The organism is Congregibacter brevis (assembly GCF_045689245.1).
GTDB lineage: Bacteria > Pseudomonadota > Gammaproteobacteria > Pseudomonadales > Halieaceae > Congregibacter > Congregibacter brevis.
In genome coordinates, this window is the sequence record NZ_CP136865.1 from 749,704 (window position 1) to 766,463 (window position 16,760).

Consider the following 16,760-nt stretch of genomic DNA (forward strand, 5'->3'; position numbering starts at 1 on the left):
TGGCTGCTGCTTTAGTGCTTAGCTATCCAATCAGCGCAACGGCTTAGCCACGCTTTGTAGTCATCTGTGGGCCCCATAGAGCAGGCAAAGCCGTGTTCTGAGTCTGGATAGTGCTCTTGCTCAACGGCAACACCCGCATCTCGAAGCGCGTCGGCCATCGCCATGCCTTCGTCGCGAAGAGGGTCTCGTCCCGCGGTGCACAAAATCGCCGGTGGCAGCGTGGATAAAGCGTCGCTGCGTAAGGGGAAAGCCTTTTGCGCCTCGGCGGAGTCCGGATCTGTATCGCCTAGATAACTGTCCCAGAACCAGCGCATGATGTCCGTCGTCAACGCCTGTCCTTTAGCGCATTCAACGTAAGATAATGACGGCTTGCTGTAGTGATCTACCACGGGGTAGGTAAGGACCATGCCTTTGATCAATGGCCTCAGCTGATCGTCTGCCGCTAACGCTGTGCACAATGACAAATGCCCGCCCGCGCTATCTCCCGCGAGTACGATACCTCCATTGGTAGGTCCAAAATCTGACAGGCTTTCGAAGATGGCTTGTGTAGCGGCAAGGCAATCATCCTGTGCCACAGGAAATCTTTGCTCCGGCGCCAGACGGTAGTCCACGGCGATAACTGAGGCACCTGAAGCATCGCAAAGTGCCTGACAGTAGGCGTGGTGCGTCTGTAGGTCTCCGATTACCCAGCCACCACCGTGAAAATACACAATCAGTGGACGCTCTTGGGCCTTTACGCCGCGGTAGAGGTGCCCTCGGAGTGGGCCTGCTGAGGTAGGTAGTTCGAGAGCGTCGGCCGAGGCATAGACGTCGGGTGCGTGCCAGGCCTGTCGGGAACTGAATCGATAGTATTTGCGGAAAAAACTGACCTTCAGTCGCTGTAGCATGGGGTCGGCTCAGGTTGCCATGGGGATTTTTTCTTCGTGGAGGTATACGGCGTCTGGATCCTGAACGTACCAATAAACGCCGTTTTCGTCTTTGGTCCGACGGATGCGTCGACGACCCAAAAGGCAGTTCAAGTGCGCGAGAGTTTCGCCGGTTGCCAAACCAAGAGAGCCCTCACCGATATCTCGATTGAATAGTGCCGGAAAACAATCCACCGCTCTCTGGGGCTCCGCAAGCAGCTTAAACAACGCGCTCAGATCCTCCTTGTGCCCCTCTAGAATTTGCGTCAGCCGCACATGAAGACCTTTAAAAGGGGCCTCGTGGGACGGCAAGACCAAAAGGTCTTCCGGGAGGCGCTCGCGAAGGCGGGCGCTAGAGCGCAGCCAGTACTTCAGTGGATCACCCTCGGGCTCCGTGGGAAACACCGAGACGTTGGGCGTGATGCGCGGTAGCACCTGATCACCGGATATAAATATTTTGAGGGCCGGACAGTAAAGACAGAGGTGCTCCGGGGAGTGTCCACTGCCCTCCATGATTTGCCAGTATCGACCGCCTATATCGATGGTCTCCAGATCTACCATGCGACGGTAGTGATCAGGGAGCTTGGATACAGCTTTACCAAAGAACCCAAAGCGCTTTTTGTACTTCTCGAGTTGTTCCTCGGTGTATCCCGCACCGCGGTAAAAGTCGACGGCAACCTGAGGGGCTTCCCGGCCCGTGTCTGCTACCAGTGATCGGCACATGAGGTATTCGGCGCGGGACATCCATAGGTCGCAGCCAAAACGCTCGCATATCCAGCCGGCAAGACCCACGTGATCCGGGTGCATATGGGTGCAGATAACACGCTTGACGGGTTTGCCACCCATGAACCCTTCAAATATGTCTTCCCAGGTGTTCCGGGCATCGGGCAGGTTCAGGCAAGTATCGACAATCGTCCAGCCGTCGCCGTCTTCCAAGAGCCATAGGTTGATGTGATCGAGGGACATGGGCATGGGAAACCGTACCCAGTAAACCCCTTCGGCGATGCGCTGTGGGTCTCCGGGTTCGGGGTTGACTCCTCGCCCCCAGGGGTAGTGCAGACCACGATAGACTTCCTGATTTTCTTGATTCATAGAGGGTAGAGAGAGAGGCTGAGAGAGTGCGTTATAGTGGTGTTTACTGCGGTCACTGTCCAGTTGACCGTCCGACGAAGCTTGAGTTTCTTATTTAGGAGGTGTCGCGGTGTCGACCGCGCTGCGCGATAAAAATCTTGAAAGCCTTGATGGGCAGGAGTACGACGTCCTGATTGTCGGAGGCGGGATCAACGGTGCTGTATCGGCGGCCGCCCTCGCGGGCAAGGGCGTACGGGTAGCGCTTGTTGATCGTGGCGACTTTGCCAGCGGCGTAAGTTCTAACTCGAGCAACCTTGCTTGGGGTGGCATCAAGTATCTTGAAAGCCGCGAGTTTCTGCTGGTTAACAAGCTTTGTCGCTCTCGCAACGAACTCATGCGGGCCTACCCCGCTACGGTCAAGGAAATTCGTTTTTTCACCACGATTCAACGAGGGTTTCGCTTTTGGTCCTTCTTCGTGTTTTTGGGAAGCGTGCTCTATTGGCTCATGGGTCGCTGCAAAACACGGGCACCCCGTTACCTCTCGGCGCAGGCAATCAAAAAGCTTGAACCGGAAATCAACACCAGCAAGGCGGCCGGTGGGCTGGAGTACTCCGATTGCTATCTTTATGACAATGATGCGCGCTTTGTTTTCAGTTTTGTTCGTCGCGCGCTGGATCTAGGCTGTGTAGCGGCTAACTATGTGAGTCTCGATGAAGCTACGCCTCGCGATGGAGGTTGGGATTGCCGCCTGCGCGACTGCGAAAGTGAGCGAAGCTACTCTTTACGCGCTAAAGTCGTGATTAACGCTTGTGGCCCTTGGGTGGACTCCCTCAACACCATGCTCGGCGTGCAAACACAGTACCGTCATTTGTTTTCCAAAGGCATTCACCTGATCGTGGATCGGGTAACGGACAGTCGTCGAGTGCTGACTTTCTTTGCCAGTGATGGCCGGCTGTTTTTCCTTATCCCCATGGGCCCTAAAACCTGCATCGGTACTACGGATACTGCGGTAAGCGATCCGTCTGTTGGCGTGACCGATGAAGACAGAAAGTTCGTTCTTGATAATGTGAATCAGCTTATTGATCTTCGTGAGCCCATCCGCCCGGAGGATGTCATTGCAGAGCGTGTAGGGGTCCGTCCCTTGGCGGTGACGGGATCTCAGGGAGCGACAGATTGGGTGCAGTTATCTCGAAAACACGAGATTGAGACCAATCAGGAGCTTTCGCAGATCAGTATTTTTGGCGGCAAGCTCACGGATTGCCTGAATGTTGGCGATGAGGTTGTTGCGGCGGTGGAGTCCCTCGGTGTAGTCGTGCCCAAACCAAAAGCGGTTTGGTATGGAGAGCCTCGCGGTTCGATAAAAGCGCTGTTTATGCAGCAGGCGAGCCAACTGGGCCTGGACGAGATGACGGATCCAGGCTCTTCAGAGCCCTTAAGCGAGCGCTTTTGGCGGCGCTACGGCGAAGCAGCTTTTCAGTTATTGGATCGTATTAGAGAAAGACCCGAAAGCGTGGAGCTGCTAATTGAGCATGCGGAGTACACCCGCTGTGAGATCGAGCTAACGGCGCGTCGGGAGATGGTCGTCCGTCTCGAGGACTTTATGCGGCGCCGGTCAAAAATCGAGCAGGTTGTCCGCGCAGACGATATTCGCGGTGCTCCGGGCCTCGCCGAAGCCAGTAGTATTTTGTTTGGAGACCACGCTGACCTGCGTTTGGACGAATACTTAAAAACGCTGGACTAGCTGGCGCTTAGCCCGAGCAGTGCCTGCCTGATCTTTGGACGGGTGCAGTCCTCCGATAACCAGATGTCAACAAACTCCTGACCAAATTCTGGGTCTTCGATGTGCCCCAGCAGCTCTCCATTGTGACGAAAGGTACTGCGATTCTCCTCATCGAGCTCAAGGCTTAGTACGTCTCCAGATGCGATATCTTTCCAGATAGTGGCGAGTTCTGAGCGCCAGGAATCTTTGCGAGGATGATCGCGGCCCATATCGCTCCACTCCATGAGAGTGCGCTCCAAAAGGGCGTCAGCCTTTACATCCAGGAGATACTGAATCTCGAGTTTTAGAGGGCGAACGCCGTTATTGTATTGGCCAGAAGGGGTGTAAAGAGCTGAGTCATACACAGACCAGAACAGAAATTTGAGACGCGCTTCACCCACTTTTTGCAGCTCGAGCTGCTCTGCGGTTTGCTGAAGGGAGTTGGCCGCAGCCTCTTTCACCAGTGTCTCGGTGGCCACCGCTAAGGAGGTTAGCAATATCAACGTAAGAACCCCCGTACGGCTGCGACGGGAACTTTGATTCTTTTGGATAGTAGAGTTCAGCACGGTGCATCTCACGAACAACATGAACTCTATTTACGGTGGGTGTAAAGGATCAGATGAATCTGACTAGCCAGTGTTGCTTCCAGTGGAGCGCTCCGCGGCTCTGACCAGTATCTCGCCAAAGATGAGAGCGACAACGACACCAATGATGACCAACCATTGAGGGCCATCCTCAGGAGTCACCATAAACAGTGTGACTGCGGTTAGGAGAATCACGCCACATAACAGGGCGCTGATCCGAGCGCCCCATGCCCCTCCGGGCACTCGAAAGGGCCTGGGGTGCTCGCCGTCTGCGCCGCGGAGGCGCAGAAACGCCAGGACCATGCCGAGATAAGGCAGCATGAAGAGCACCGAGCTAAAAGCGAAGAGTGACCAGAACAGGTCTTCGTTGCTACCGGACACAAAGCCATAGCTCACTAGCGCAAGGGTGCTGACAGCCCCCGTTAGTAGTGCTGCGCCAACCGGTGAGCCATTACTGGGCAGCTCTATGCCAAACCACGCGGGGAGTTCCTTCTCCAATGATGCCTCCGCGGCAGCCCTGTTAGCCCCCATCGACCATGCCGCACAGCTTGAGTAGATGCCCAATAAAAAGCACAGGCCCAGTGCGGTTATCAGGGTGCCCGCGCCCGAAATCCCATAGAGCGAGACCTCCAGCACATCAATCACGCCCACTACGATATCAATGTCGGCGGTAGGCGTCGTAGCTAGTACCGCGAAGGTGCCAAGCACTGAAAGGCTTAGCACGATAAGTCCCGACCACAGGACTGCTCTGGGGACATCGCGTTCCGGATTTCGCATTTCTGCTGCTCCAGAGCTTGCCAGCTCAAAACCGAGCATGCCGTAGATGATTACCGGTAAGAATTGCAGTCCTTCGCCCCAGCGTGGAGTCAGAGTGGTGATCGTTATGGGGTTTGCCAAATCGTGAGTAGACAAAAACCGCCACGTGCCTGCGATCAAAGCCGCGAATAGCAGAAACTTTGCGATTGCACCGATGTTGGGAATCCATTTACCAAATTTGAGAGCGACCACATTGGCGCTTACCGTGAGCCATGTGATGGCAATGGCGATACCAATTTGTGTCGACAGGGAAGCTTCGAGTTGAAAGATTCGGTTAGATACCCCAGCAAACAGGATGAACATCGCGGGTAGCCAGAGGGCCATATTCACCCAGTAGCAGTAGGTAACCCGAGATGCCCATCGCCCTCCAAAGGCATTACGAATCCAGGTATAGATACCCCCCTGTTCCGGGTAGCTGCAACCTAACTCCGCGCTGATTAAACCCATGGGTAAGAAGAACAGCGTACCGAGAATCGCCCACCAGGAAAGACTCGAGACACCGGCGGAGGCCGTGGAAGCTAGGGTGTCAGGTAGGAGAATGGCCGATACGGTGAACAGCACCAGATCGCGCTGGCGGAGCGTTTTGGGATGCTGGATTGTGTCGGTCATGCAGTGTTCTCGATGCCTACAGACTTCGAGATTAGCACGAGGGTCACGACTAGCTACTGGAAACTAGGAATTCAGCCGATTTAGTCCAAGGCAGAGTTTTCTTTAGTCACCGATGCCGTAATGCTGAGCCGTAGCATCTAGAGCTGCTGTCAGCTTATCCATGAGGTAGTCGATATGCTCATGCTCGCAGATAAGCGGAGGAGACATGATCATGGCATCCCCGGTTTGACGCACCATGAGACCGAGACTGTTTGCTGTATCTCGACAGAACACTGCGCCTGCAGAGTCCGGGGCGAGGCGTTGGCGTGTTTCTTTGTTGGCAACCAGCTCAACCGCTGCAAAGCAGCCTCTACCGCGAACCTGGCCGACGATGGGATGATCAATTAACGACTCGAGGCGGCTCTGGAAATAGGGTGCGAGATGCTCTGCGGCGCGGCCAACGATGTTTTGTTCGTGGAGTATATCCAGGGTCGCCAGACCCGCTGCGCAGGAGGCCGGATGTCCAGAGTAGGTCAGGCCGTGTGCGAACTCTCCGCCGCTGGCCATGAGTACGTCAGCGACTTTGTCGGACACCAATACGCCGCCAAGCGGCATATAGCCGTTGGTTACTGCCTTTGCGAAGGTGATGAGGTCGGGCTGCATACCGAAGGTCTGGCTTCCCCACCACTGACCGGTACGTCCAAAGCCGCAGATGACCTCGTCAGCGATAAGTAGAATGTCCCGTTCGTTACAAATGCGCTGAAGTTCTGGCCAATAGGTGTCCGGGGGAACAATAACGCCGCCGGCCCCCTGAACCGGCTCGGCGATAAATGCAGCCACACGGTCCTCTCCCAATTCGTCAATCTTGGATTCCAGCCCTCGAGCAACCCGCAGGCCAAAGCTATCCTGATCTTCTCCGGGCTCGGCAAGCTCAAACCAGTGTGGCTGGTTGATGTGGTGTATGTAGTTCAGCCCCACTGCCTGTTCGTGCATGGCTTTCATTCCGCCTAGGGATGCCGCAGCGATGGTGCTACCGTGATAGGCGTTTTTGCGGCTGATGATCAGTTTTTTCTCGGGCTTACCGAGGAGATCGTAGTAACGATGCACCATACGAATGTTCGTATCGTTAGCTTCCGAGCCCGAATTTGTGAAAAACACGTGATCGAAACCGTCCGGGGCTATTTTGGTAAGTGCTGCGGCCAGCTCCACCGCGGGTTGGTTCGAACAGTTAAAGAAGTTGTTGTAGTAAGGCAGCTGCTGCATTTGATCGAACACAGCTTGTTTGATGCGATCTTGGCTGTAGCCGAGGTTGCAGCACCACAAGCCGGACATGCCATCCAGCATTCCATTGCCATCACTGTCGTAGATGAACACGCCTTCAGCGCGACTGAAAATCCGGCCATTGCCCTTGGCATAGTCATGAAAGTCCGTGAACGGATGAAGGTGATGTGCCCGATCGAGCGCCTTGAGGCTGGCAGTGTCTGCGGTGCTGTTCATATTAAGTTTCTCTGCTTTAAGATGAGGAAGTGTGTCACAGCCACGCGTCGCTGCCATTAACCCAAAGGTGTTGCCAAATGTACTGTTCTTCGACCGATCGCCACTACCGGAAGCCATCGTGAGCTCCTCCTCGCAACTTGACAGTTTCCTTGAGCAACACCCGGATATTGAGCTCTTCGAGATTGTTCTTGCAGATGTGTCGGGAGGACTCCGCGGCAAGTGGGTCACCCGCGACAAACTTAGCACCGTGTTTGCCGATGAACTGAAACTACCCATCAGCTCCCTCGTTTTTGATAGTTGGGGCAGGGACGTTGAGGAGTGGGTGTTTCTCAGTGGAGACGGCGATGGTTGCTGTGTTGCAGAGCCCTGGAGTTTGGTGCCTATGCCTTGGGGTAAGCGACCCATGGCGCAGGTGCTAGTCAGTCTCGACCATGAAGATGGGACTCGCAATGGCCTTGATCCGCGGCGTATTTTGGGCAATGTCGAAGCGCGCTTTCGAGAGCGTGGCCTGCAGCCCGTGGTTGCCAGCGAAATGGAGTTTTTTCTGCTGGATACTCAGCGGGACGCCCAAGGGCGTCCTTATCATACGCAACGAGACAGCGTGGGAGGTGCCCTGGGATCGGGGCAAACCTATGGCCTGGAGGCGATGGCCGAGGTCGAGGACTTCATGCACGCAGTACGCGAGTGCTGCGAAGTGCAAAATTTAGCGGTAGATACTCTGATCAAGGAGGGTGCGCCGTCGCAGTACGAGATCAACCTGCTGCATCATCCGGACGCACTGCTTGCTGCGGATCAGGCGCTGCTGCTCAAACGTGCCATTCGTGGTGTCGCGCGAAGTTTCGAGCGCATCGCCACTTTCATGGCCAAGCCCTTTGGCGAACTAGCCGGGAACGGTATGCATTTGCACTGCAGTATTGTGGACAGCAGTGGCAACAATCTCTTCAATGATGGAACGCCGCAGGGCAGCCCATTGCTGCGCCATGCGATAGCCGGATGCATGCATACCTTGCCCGACGTGATGTTACTGCTGGCACCCACCATGAACTCCTATCGTCGTTTTCAGCGGGGTATGCACGCGCCGTTGGCTCCTTGCTGGGGCTACGAAAACCGCACGGTTGCGCTGCGTGTGCCCGCTGGCCCGTTGTCCGCCATGCGCTTGGAGCATCGTGTGGGTGGGGCGGACGCACAGCCGCATCTCGCTGTTGCGGCGTTGCTTGCAGGCATGCTCTACGGCATTGAACATGAGCTGGAGCCCCCAAAGGCCCTCGAGGGAAACGCCTGGGAACAGCTGGAGCCGAGTCTGCCGCAGCACTGGAGCGATGCATTGGATATTTTTCGGCGGTCGCGGTTCGTAGCGGAGTATCTGGGGGCGTCTTTTCAAGAGGTGTATGGTCTTGTGAAACAGCAGGAGATTGACGAGTTTGGCAGGCATGTCACGCCACTGGAGTACGACACCAATTTGTAGTTTTGCTGTGCTACTAGTCACACCCGCTATCATCAGTTAGCGTTTGTATATCAGTTTCAGGAGACACCATGAGTTTTTTTAGCTGTGAAGAAGCCGAATGTCGGGAGCAAGACAGCCACATTCGCTTACGTATAGAGCCGCGCGAGAAAGACCTTGGTGAGTTTAGTGTTCGTCGCGTTCTGCCGGCAGCTCGACAACGCATGGTTGGGCCTTTTGTCTTTTTCGATCACATGGGGCCGGCAGAGTTTCCCCCCGGTAAAGGCATCGACGTTCGGCCTCACCCGCATATTGGTATCGCCACTATTACCTACCTTTTCGAGGGCGAGATTCTTCATCGGGACAGCTTAGGGGTTGTGCAGCCCATTCATCCAGGCGCTATTAATCTGATGACTGCGGGTCATGGCATCGTCCACTCAGAGCGCCCCGGCTCAGATCTCAATGAGCAGTCCAAGCTCCACGGTATCCAGTCATGGATTGCGCTGCCCGCAGAGCAGCAGGAGATAGCACCGGACTTTACCCATTACGCTGCGGCCGATTTACCGCAGTGGGAAGATGGTGGTGTGACCTTCAGATTGATTATGGGAGAGCTTGCCGGTCATCAATCACCGGTAAAAACCTACTCGCGAACCTTGTATGCCGATCTCAACGTCGACGCCGCGGCGGAGACTCGCATTGCGCTGCAGGAACAGGAGCATGCGCTCTATGTCGCCGAGGGCGCTGTAGTTTTGGATGGCGAAGCTGTCCCTTCGGGCGTCATGGTCGTCCTTGAAGGCGGGGATGAGGTGGTGCTCACAGCCTCCGAAGCGGCTCGAGTACTTTTGATAGGCGGAGATCCCCTCGGCGAGCGCCACATGTACTGGAACTTTGTCAGCAATAGTCTCGAGCGAATCGATAAAGCGAAAGCTGATTGGCGCGAAGGGAGCTTTCCGGGTGTGCCCGGGGATGACGAGTTTATTCCTTTGCCCGAGGACGCATGAGACGGTGAGCGAACGCCGCATATTGGTACTGTTTGCCCACCCGTCCCCCGGTCGCTCGGAGATCAACAGACATCTTGCGACTGTGGCAAAACAGCATCCCCATGCCACCTTTGTGGACCTATACGCCGAATACCCCGACTACCGCATTGATATCGACAAAGAACAGCAACGTCTTTGCGAACACGATGTGATTGTTTTTTTGTTTCCCCTGTACTGGTATTCGACACCGGCGCTCCTTAAAGAATGGCAGGATTTGGTGCTTGAACATGGGTTTGCTTACGGCAGCGAAGGCACGGCGTTGGCGGGAAAGTATTTTCTCTGCGCTTGCAGTGCCGGTGGGGCAGGTTCAGCCTATGATGTGAGTGGTTACAATCACCACAGTCTCCGCGATCTACTGGTTCCTCTGGAGCAGACGGCGACTTTATGCCACATGCGTTATATCCCGCCCTTCGCGCTCTTTAGTTCCCGTACAGCGGTTGAGGAGGGGAGACGGGAGGCGCACCTACAGGCTTTTTCTTCGCTCCTTGACCAGCTGGCAAGCGAGTCCATCGATGCCTGGACCCAAAGCGATGCCTGTACCATTAACGAACTGTTGGCGGACAAGCCATCGGAGGTGGCCCAGTGACTGGCCTGCTTCTCGAGGTTTTTGTATATCTGGCAGCCGCCGTTATCGCAGTGCCGCTGGCCAAGCGTTTTGGACTGGGGTCGGTGCTAGGTTACCTGGTGGCCGGGGTCGTTATTGGTCCTACCCTTGGCCTTGTGGGTTCGGAGGAGAGCGTCACCATTCAACACTACGCAGAGTTCGGCGTAGTGATGATGCTATTTCTTGTGGGTCTGGAGCTAGAGCCCGCCATGCTCTGGCGCATGCGAAGCCGTCTTCTAGGGCTTGGCGGTCTGCAGGTTTTTGTCAGCGCCGGTATTTTTTCCGCGATCGCGTGGCAGTTCGGCTTGGATTGGCGCACCGCGGTTGCGGTAGGTTTGTTGTTGAGTCTGTCCTCCACGGCGATTGTGCTTCAAACCTTTCAGGAGAAGGGCCTCAATAAATCCGAGGGCGCTCGAAGCGCATTTTCGGTGCTGCTTTTTCAAGACATTGCCGTCATTCCAATGCTCGCTCTGATTCCATTGCTGGCGATACCCGAGCTGATGGATGCCGGGGGAATACCTGTCGACGATGGGCATCACGACTTGAGTTTGGTGGAGGGCCTTTCGGGATGGATGCACGCAGCGGTGGTACTTTCGTCTATCGCGGCAGTCGTGGTCGCAGGACACTTTTTAACGCGACCTTTGTTCAGCTTCATAGCCTCTACGGGCCTTCGCGAGGCATTTACAGCTGCAGCACTCATGCTCGTTATTGGCATTGCGCTCCTTATGAGTCTGGTGGGGCTCTCGCCAGCGCTGGGAACATTTCTGGCGGGGGTTGTTCTCGCCAACAGTGAGTTCCGTCATGAGCTCGAGAGCGATATCGAGCCCTTTAAAGGACTGCTCCTGGGCTTGTTCTTCATTACCGTAGGCGCTGGCGTTCAGTTTGGCTTGTTAATCGAACAGGCCGGCCTGGTAATTTCTCTAACGCTTGGTGTGATCTTTCTGAAGGCCGCAGTGCTGTTTGTTCTGGCTCTCATGTTTGGTGTTCGCCGCGCCGACGGCTGGCTGTTCACTTTGAGTCTTGCTCAGGCGGGCGAGTTCGGTTTTGTACTTATTAGCTATGCCTCACAGAACAGTGTGTTACCCGCTGACCTTGTCCCGATTCTGCTTCTGGTGGTGGCGCTGTCGATGTTCCTCACACCTTTACTGTTCATTGCATTTGATCACCTAGTGCTGCCGCGCTACGCATCGAATACTGAGGGCGGAGAGAGCGACGAGATTGACGATCGTGGTCCGGTCATCATCGCGGGGAGCGGACGCTTTGGCCAAATCGTGAATCGCATGCTCCGTGCCAACCAGATTCCCACGGTGGTACTAGAGAGAAGCCCCGAGCAGATCGATAACATGCGTCAAGTCAATGTGAAGAGCTATTTTGGTGATGCTACGCGGCCCGATCTTCTGCACGCGGCAGGCGTCGAGGACGCCTCGTTGTTCGTCGTGGCCATCGACGATCGGGAGCAGTGCCTAGAACTAACCAAGCATCTAAAACATGCTCACCCGAAGCTTAAGGTGTTGGCGCGAGCGTACGATCGAGCTCACTTGTACGCGCTTCGGCAGGCGGGAGCCGACTGGGTGGTTAGCGAGACTTATTACTCGGCGCTACACATGGGCAAACAGGCATTGCGAGCGATGGATTACCATCCGTTTCGCGCGCAGAATCTCACTGCGGCTTTTGACGAGGCCGAAGCCAAAGGCCGCGATGCGCTTTACGAACAATGGCTGCGGAAGGACGAAGACGAGAGCTTTGGTCGCGGCTTTCAGTCGCTGTTTATAGAGTTGGAGGAAGCGTTGCACGGCATGATGCTTTACGACCGCGACGATGGCCACGCTCGCAGTGAGCGGGGCTGGACGCCACCGCCCAAGGGCTACACTGACTCTTTTGACGACAAGACTTCTGAACGGTAGCTACTTCTGAGAAGGCAGCAGCTTTGAGATGGAGTCCAGATAGCGCGCAAAGGCGTGACGGCCGGCCTCGGTAATCACTGCCTCTGTGAGCGGTTTGCGCCCTGCAAAACGCTTTTCAATGCTGATGTAGCCTGCATCCTCGAGCTTCCGTAGGTGCACCGAGAGATTGCCATCGCTTGCCTGTAGTTGACCCGCTAGGTCCTTAAACGCCGCACGCTCAGCACCGATGAGATAGGCCATTACTCCCAGGCGAATGCGCCCGTGGATCACATCGTCTAGGTCGTCTATGCGAAATTCAGCCATGAGACTGGATCAGTGAGTCTGTTTTGCTGTGCGAGTGATATGGATGCCTGGTAGTAGCGCGCATGCTACCAGCGCAGTGGTGTATGACAGCCAGCCATAAGGTGTTGGTGCGAACCACGCAACAAGAATCATGGAGCAAAAGCTGATAGCGGTGATTAGCTTCATCCAGCCTTGCTCGCTCAAGACGCCGGTTATCCACCAAACTAGTCCGTAAATCGCGAGCACGCTTAAGGACATTGTGCTCAAGATTTCGGGGCTCGCAAGCCGATCAGCCATTACAGAACTGGATATCCAAAAGGCAAAGATACCGAGTCCAGCACCACTCCAGGTCGCGTTGATAAAGCGATTCTTGCCTCTTTCTGTGGACTGTCTATCGCGATGTATCAGTAAAAATATGGTCGCGGCGAAACCTGCAGAGGCTATGAGGAACACCCAGCCAAGGAATGCTTCGGGAATGGAGAAAGAGCCTAACTGTGCGAGAGCAAGTAAGAAACTTGCACTGCCAAACCAGGCGCCACCCGCGACCAGGTAGGGACCAATTTGCAAGGGTTGGGACATTCCAGCCTCGGCCAGAGAGCGTAGCGAGGTGAGGTCAGACTCCAGGCTATTTTCTACGTTCTGCATTGGTGAGCTCCTTTTATTCGGATACCGGCAACAGCTGTGCTGTCGTTTACAGTCATGTTGTGAATATGCAAACTACTTTATAAAACAAAGTAAGTTGAGTCAATATCTCTCGGATACATTAATGAGTCTTGTCAAAGTCGAGGTTTTGTTAGGGGAGGATCTTTACTAGAACGGCTTTAGTAGAGCGGTTAAATCAGTTAAGAGTGAGCAGAGCTAAGTAGCTTTTTTCGGAGAAGGCTTCTGAAGATAGCTAATCAGCGTATCCCCGCCGCGGTAATCCTGATGGCTCATGAGAGAGTCCAGAAACAGATAGAAGAGCTCCGCCTGGGAACTGACCTCAAGTTTTGCATAGGCGTGTTTTCGGTGGAGTTTCACTGTTTCGACAGAAATGCCAAGACGAGTCGCCACGGACTTGGTGCTGTGCCCATGAAGCACCAGATTGATGACCTGAGTTTCCCGTTCAGTTAACAAGCTGGAGCCAAAATCATCCAGCGCTAGATGCAAGTGCTCTCGAATACCGTCACCGGAACTGCTTTGGCTTGACCAGTGTTGTTTGCACAGTTCATCTATGGCGAGCTGTACACTGCGTAGCGTTCGAAGTTGAGCCTGGCTAAAGCGTTGTTGGGCAACACGGCCCAAGGCGACATTTACGAATGCGTCTTGACCAACCTCCACCAGAAAACCGCATTCGTCCGTAAAGCCACAGCTGCGATACCAGCTGTGGTAGTACTCGCTGTCCCTGAAGCGCGCGGGGGCGAGTTCCTTCAAGAGGAAAACGCCAAAGCGCCCCTCCTCGTTGGCTGCCTTGTAAAAGGGGTCTAGGAGAAAAGCACCGGCGAGGAAGCGCTCCATGGTGTCACTGGCGCGAGCTCGGGGTTTTTCACTGTAAACGAGACTGGGTAGGTCCCCCCCGGCGTAGTAGATCACCGTGGCATCATCGACGGGCACCAAAGCCCTGAGCCCCGCTATTAGCTCATCTGCAAAGCGCTCAGTCCCCAACGCCGGTAGACAGCTGGCGATCAGTTCCGATAATGCGGCAAGCTTAGGGTCAAGATGTGATGCCAATGAGTGCTCAATGGTGTGTTTGGACGGAAGGGTATCCATCATAGCGTTCGTTGCGGCCTCGCGGAATACACCTGATGTGAGGCATGTTCGCGTACCACTCTCGCGTTATAGTGATTGCCAAAATTGTCACGCATTATTTCGGACTGAAACGTAATTGGATGAAGCTAGGATGACGGCACAAAAAATGCGCTGGGAAAAACTCGACTGGAAAGATCCATTTTCTTTGGAGTCTCAGCTTAATGACGAACAGCGGATGGTTCGTGATTCTGCGGCGCAATATGCGACCGCGAAATTACTGCCGCGCGTGAAGGAAGCGTTTCGCAAGGAAGATACGGACCTGACGATTTTCCGCGAGATGGGAGAGCTCGGTTTGCTGGGGTCGACGATTGACGGCTACGGCTGTCCCGGCGTCGACTACACCAGTTACGGTCTTATTGCTCGAGAGGTTGAGCGCGTGGATTCAGGCTATCGATCCATGCTCAGCGTTCAATCATCGCTGGTTATGTACCCCATCTATGCCTATGGAACGGAAGAGCAACGAGAGAAGTATCTACCCAAACTCGCGACGGGGGAGTGGATAGGCTGCTTCGGTCTCACAGAGCCCGATTATGGTTCGGACCCCGGGGGTATGGTTACCCGTGCGAAAAGTGTTGATGGTGGATACCGAATCAGCGGCGCAAAAATGTGGATCAGTAATAGTCCTGTGGCAGATGTTTTTGTTGTTTGGGCGAAAACTGACGACGGCGTGATTCGCGGTTTTGTACTCGAGAAGGGAATGGAAGGCCTAAGCGCCCCTAAAATTGAAGGCAAGCTTGCGCTGCGCGCATCGATCACTGGCGAAATTGTGATGGATGAAGTTCTCGTGAGTGAACAGCAGCTGCTGCCCAATGTGCAGGGACTAAAAGGCCCTTTCGGTTGTCTGAACAACGCGCGCTACGGCATCGCCTGGGGAGCTTTGGGTGCGGCAGAAACCTGCTGGCATGCGGCGCTGGATTACACCATGGAGCGCAAGCAATTTAACAAACCCCTCGCTGCAAATCAGCTGATCCAGCTCAAACTAGCGGATATGCAAACGGAGATCGCTTTAGGTCTTCAGGGCTGTGCCCGGGCTGGGCAGCTCATGGATGCCGGAGCAATCTCGCCTGACCTTATCTCGCTGATCAAGCGTAATTCTTGCGGCAAAGCGCTGGATGTGGCGCGCCAAGCCCGGGACATGCTCGGCGGTAATGGTATCTCCGATGAATATCCTGTCATGCGCCATATGATGAACCTTGAGGTAGTTAACACCTACGAAGGGACGCACGATATTCATGCATTGATCCTTGGCCGCTCACAGACAGACATTCCCGCTTTTTGATGTCTGCACTCCACGGGCTGCGTGTTCTCGACTTGTCCCGGGTGCTCGCGGGGCCTTGGGCGAGTCAAACGCTTGCGGATCTGGGCGCAAACGTTATCAAGATAGAGCGTCCTGACGGTGGGGATGACACCCGCAGCTGGGGGCCCCCTTGGCTGGCGAACCCAGATGGCAATGACAGCGAGGAGTCTGCGTATTTCTTATGTACGAACCGCGGTAAGCGTTCCTTCCGAATCGATATTCAGTCTGCTGAGGGTCAAAACCGCCTGCGCGAGCTCGCGCGAGGCGCAGACGTGCTCATCGAAAACTTCAAAGTGGGGGCGGCGGCCCGTTACGGATTGGATTACGAAAGCCTGAGCAGCGATAACCCCGGTTTGGTGTATTGCTCAATCACGGGCTTTGGACAAACGGGTCCTTTAGCGGCCAGACCCGGGTATGACTCTCTCGTGCAAGCGATGGGTGGGCTTATGAGTGTAACTGGTGAGGCCGATGGTCAGCCTGGCGCGGGTCCTCAAAAGGTGGGTGTGGCACTGACGGACATCATGACCGGGCTCTATGCCAATGTGGGTATTCTCGCGGCGCTTGCCGAGAGAGCGCGGTCAGGTCTGGGTCAACAGGTAGATTTGGCGCTGCTGGATGTGACTGCGGCAACTCTGGCAAATCAGGCCAGCAATTTTCTTGTGGGAGGCATCACACCTACGCGCCTGGGTAATGCCCACCCGAACATTGTGCCCTATCAGAGTTTTCGCGCCCGCGATCGCGAGTTTATTGTTGCAGTGGGTAATGACGCACAGTTCGTAAAGCTTGCCGCAGTTTTGGAAAAAGGGGATTTGGCGACGGACCCCCGTTTTGCAAGGAATGCCGATCGCGTCTTGCACCGGGAGATCTTGATTCCCGTCTTAGCAGAGTGCTTTGCGGCCCGTGATGCGGCCGATTGGCTAACAGCACTTGAGGCAGCAGGTATCCCGGCGGGTCCCATCAACACTGTCGCCGAGGCGCTTAGCGAACCGCAACTTGCCGCACGGGAGATGATCGTCGATTTACCCCACCCGGATAACAGCGATCTGAGAGTTGTAGGTAGTCCCATAAAGCTATCCCGAACCCCGGTTTCCTACCATCGACCGCCGCCGCGTCTTGGAGAACATGACGAAGATCTCAAGCTTGACCCCTGGGGCGATGCTTAAGCGTATTTCTGTGGTACAAGT

Annotated in this window: 15 protein-coding genes; 7 read left to right on the plus strand and 8 right to left on the minus strand. The window is 55.1% G+C overall.

All coding sequences use genetic code 11. The features are described from left to right. Nucleotides 1-11: 11 nt before the first annotated feature. Together R0137_RS03380 and R0137_RS03385 are read right to left on the minus strand one after the other, a co-directional pair. Nucleotides 12-887 carry an alpha/beta hydrolase gene (locus R0137_RS03380; protein WP_407328534.1) on the minus strand — a complete coding sequence of 292 codons (876 nt, stop codon included), beginning with the start codon at nucleotides 885-887 and terminating at the stop codon, nucleotides 12-14. A gap of 9 nt (nucleotides 888-896) precedes the next feature. Next, the gene (locus R0137_RS03385) at nucleotides 897-1,997 is read right to left on the minus strand and encodes an MBL fold metallo-hydrolase (RefSeq protein WP_407328535.1); all 1,101 of its coding nucleotides are present in this window, start codon (nucleotides 1,995-1,997) and stop codon (nucleotides 897-899) included. Nucleotides 1,998-2,106: 109 nt separating this feature from the next. On the opposite strand from R0137_RS03385, the gene R0137_RS03390 reads away from it, so the two are divergent. Next, a complete protein-coding gene (locus R0137_RS03390) occupies nucleotides 2,107-3,717 on the plus strand; it encodes an FAD-dependent oxidoreductase (RefSeq protein WP_407328536.1) in 1,611 nt (536 codons plus the stop codon). Here the strand turns inward: R0137_RS03390 and R0137_RS03395 are convergent. From R0137_RS03395 to R0137_RS03405, 3 genes are all read right to left on the minus strand, one after another. Next, on the minus strand, nucleotides 3,714-4,301 hold the full coding sequence (locus R0137_RS03395) for a chalcone isomerase family protein (RefSeq protein WP_407328537.1): 588 nt from the start codon (nucleotides 4,299-4,301) through the stop codon (nucleotides 3,714-3,716). The genes R0137_RS03390 and R0137_RS03395 overlap by 4 nt on opposite strands. 63 nt (nucleotides 4,302-4,364) lie before the next feature. Then, nucleotides 4,365-5,744 (minus strand): APC family permease, encoded by a 1,380-nt coding sequence (locus R0137_RS03400; RefSeq protein WP_407328539.1) that lies wholly within the window; start codon nucleotides 5,742-5,744, stop codon nucleotides 4,365-4,367. Nucleotides 5,745-5,846: 102 nt separating this feature from the next. Continuing rightward, nucleotides 5,847-7,220: an aminotransferase gene (locus tag R0137_RS03405; RefSeq protein WP_407328541.1), complete on the minus strand. Its 1,374-nt coding sequence runs from the start codon at nucleotides 7,218-7,220 to the stop codon at nucleotides 5,847-5,849. Nucleotides 7,221-7,251: 31 nt separating this feature from the next. Between R0137_RS03405 and R0137_RS03410 the strand changes: the two genes are divergently transcribed. From R0137_RS03410 to R0137_RS03425, 4 genes are all read left to right on the plus strand, one after another. Then, the gene (locus R0137_RS03410; protein WP_407328542.1) at nucleotides 7,252-8,685 is read left to right on the plus strand and encodes a glutamine synthetase family protein; all 1,434 of its coding nucleotides are present in this window, start codon (nucleotides 7,252-7,254) and stop codon (nucleotides 8,683-8,685) included. A 68-nt stretch (nucleotides 8,686-8,753) separates the two neighbouring features. Continuing rightward, nucleotides 8,754-9,662: a pirin family protein gene (locus R0137_RS03415; RefSeq protein WP_407328544.1), complete on the plus strand. Its 909-nt coding sequence runs from the start codon at nucleotides 8,754-8,756 to the stop codon at nucleotides 9,660-9,662. Nucleotides 9,663-9,666: 4 nt separating this feature from the next. Further along, on the plus strand, nucleotides 9,667-10,287 hold the full coding sequence (locus tag R0137_RS03420) for an NAD(P)H-dependent oxidoreductase (RefSeq protein WP_407328545.1): 621 nt from the start codon (nucleotides 9,667-9,669) through the stop codon (nucleotides 10,285-10,287). Beyond that, nucleotides 10,284-12,209, plus strand: coding sequence for a monovalent cation:proton antiporter-2 (CPA2) family protein (locus R0137_RS03425; protein ID WP_407328546.1), 1,926 nt, complete (start codon nucleotides 10,284-10,286; stop codon nucleotides 12,207-12,209). The genes R0137_RS03420 and R0137_RS03425 overlap by 4 nt, the downstream gene beginning before the upstream one ends. Here R0137_RS03425 and R0137_RS03430 read toward each other — a convergent pair whose 3' ends face one another. The 3 genes from R0137_RS03430 to R0137_RS03440 all read right to left on the minus strand — a co-directional run bounded on the left by R0137_RS03430 (nucleotide 12,210) and on the right by R0137_RS03440 (nucleotide 14,243). Next, nucleotides 12,210-12,512: a winged helix-turn-helix domain-containing protein gene (locus R0137_RS03430; protein ID WP_407328548.1), complete on the minus strand. Its 303-nt coding sequence runs from the start codon at nucleotides 12,510-12,512 to the stop codon at nucleotides 12,210-12,212. It abuts the gene before it with no gap. A 9-nt stretch (nucleotides 12,513-12,521) separates the two neighbouring features. Beyond that, entirely contained in the window at nucleotides 12,522-13,136 is a 615-nt protein-coding gene (locus R0137_RS03435; protein WP_407328550.1) for a hypothetical protein, read from the minus strand. 213 nt (nucleotides 13,137-13,349) lie between these two features. Then, nucleotides 13,350-14,243, minus strand: coding sequence for a response regulator transcription factor (locus R0137_RS03440; protein ID WP_407328552.1), 894 nt, complete (start codon nucleotides 14,241-14,243; stop codon nucleotides 13,350-13,352). Between the two features lie 127 nt (nucleotides 14,244-14,370). Here R0137_RS03440 and R0137_RS03445 point away from each other — a divergent pair, with 127 nt between their 5' ends. Both R0137_RS03445 and R0137_RS03450 read left to right on the plus strand, forming a co-directional pair. Continuing rightward, nucleotides 14,371-15,558 (plus strand): acyl-CoA dehydrogenase, encoded by a 1,188-nt coding sequence (locus tag R0137_RS03445; RefSeq protein WP_407328553.1) that lies wholly within the window; start codon nucleotides 14,371-14,373, stop codon nucleotides 15,556-15,558. Continuing rightward, nucleotides 15,558-16,739, plus strand: a complete 1,182-nt coding sequence (locus R0137_RS03450; protein WP_407328555.1) for a CaiB/BaiF CoA transferase family protein — start codon at nucleotides 15,558-15,560, stop codon at nucleotides 16,737-16,739. The genes R0137_RS03445 and R0137_RS03450 overlap by 1 nt, the downstream gene beginning before the upstream one ends. Nucleotides 16,740-16,760 lie beyond the last annotated feature (21 nt).

Bases quoted from the DNA above. Each gene is read 5' to 3' on its own strand.
- R0137_RS03380 (WP_407328534.1), bottom strand. From the start codon at position 887: ATGCTACAGCGACTGAAGGTCAGTTTTTTCCGCAAATACTATCGATTC.
- R0137_RS03385 (WP_407328535.1), bottom strand. From the start codon at position 1,997: ATGAATCAAGAAAATCAGGAAGTCTATCGTGGTCTGCACTACCCCTGG.
- R0137_RS03400 (WP_407328539.1), bottom strand. From the start codon at position 5,744: ATGACCGACACAATCCAGCATCCCAAAACGCTCCGCCAGCGCGATCTG.
- R0137_RS03405 (WP_407328541.1), bottom strand. From the start codon at position 7,220: ATGAACAGCACCGCAGACACTGCCAGCCTCAAGGCGCTCGATCGGGCA.
- R0137_RS03415 (WP_407328544.1), top strand. From the start codon at position 8,754: ATGAGTTTTTTTAGCTGTGAAGAAGCCGAATGTCGGGAGCAAGACAGC.
- R0137_RS03430 (WP_407328548.1), bottom strand. From the start codon at position 12,512: ATGGCTGAATTTCGCATAGACGACCTAGACGATGTGATCCACGGGCGC.
- R0137_RS03435 (WP_407328550.1), bottom strand. From the start codon at position 13,136: ATGCAGAACGTAGAAAATAGCCTGGAGTCTGACCTCACCTCGCTACGC.
- R0137_RS03440 (WP_407328552.1), bottom strand. From the start codon at position 14,243: ATGATGGATACCCTTCCGTCCAAACACACCATTGAGCACTCATTGGCA.
- R0137_RS03445 (WP_407328553.1), top strand. From the start codon at position 14,371: ATGACGGCACAAAAAATGCGCTGGGAAAAACTCGACTGGAAAGATCCA.
- R0137_RS03450 (WP_407328555.1), top strand. From the start codon at position 15,558: ATGTCTGCACTCCACGGGCTGCGTGTTCTCGACTTGTCCCGGGTGCTC.